Annotated in this window: 1 pseudogene; it reads right to left on the reverse strand. The window is 77.4% G+C overall.

The window, feature by feature from the left end:
* Positions 1 to 596: pseudogene (locus ACLEQD_RS44745) on the reverse strand (flagellar motor protein); the annotation flags it as partial.
* Between the last annotated feature and the right edge of the window lie 108 nt (positions 597 to 704).

The raw sequence follows: 704 nt of genomic DNA on the forward strand, positions 1-704 counted from the left end.
CGCTCGAAGCGCTCGGGCAGCCGGGGGCGCAGCCAGTCCGCGAGCGGCGCGTCGTGCAGCTGGCGCAGGTCGGTGTCGCGCAGGTCCAGCTCGCCCACCACCTGGACGGGCCCCAGCTGGGCTTCGCCGTGAAGGGCGCCCCGGCCCCGCAGCCGGAAGCCGCCGCCGGCCGGCGCGATGCTGGCCTCCACGTCGAGCAGACCCACGGCGAAGGCCTGGGCCCGCGCTTCGACGGACACCGTCACGGTGCTCGGGGTCTGCGCGGGGGAGCCAGCGTGAGGGGACGGTGTTGCGGCCCGGCGCGAGCCGCACCGGCAGGCGGACTCGCCGTCGGGGCCCGCGTGGAGGCTCGCGTCGGGAGACGTCACCTGGGTGCCGGGGGGCACCTCCAGGCGCAGGAACGTCTCTCCCGCGGGCAGGGGCGCGTCCGCGGAGAGCCCGCGCACGGCGCCCAGGCGCTGCCGCTCGCGAGGGATGACGAGCCAGCCGTGCTCGCCGCGCCGCACCACGTCGAAGGACTGCTGCGTGAACTCCACCGCGCCGCCCGGCGAGGTGGTGGTGATGGCCAGGGCGTTGCTGCCCGGCTGGAGCGGCACCGTCGCGAGCCACGCGCCGACTCCTCACGGTCGCCTCCACGTCGCCCGCGCGGACCGGTCTCCGGGGAGGCCCGGCCGCTGATGACGAAGCGCAGGCCTCCGCTTGGC

Source organism: Corallococcus sp. 4LFB (assembly GCF_046520365.1).
GTDB lineage: Bacteria > Myxococcota > Myxococcia > Myxococcales > Myxococcaceae > Corallococcus > Corallococcus caeni.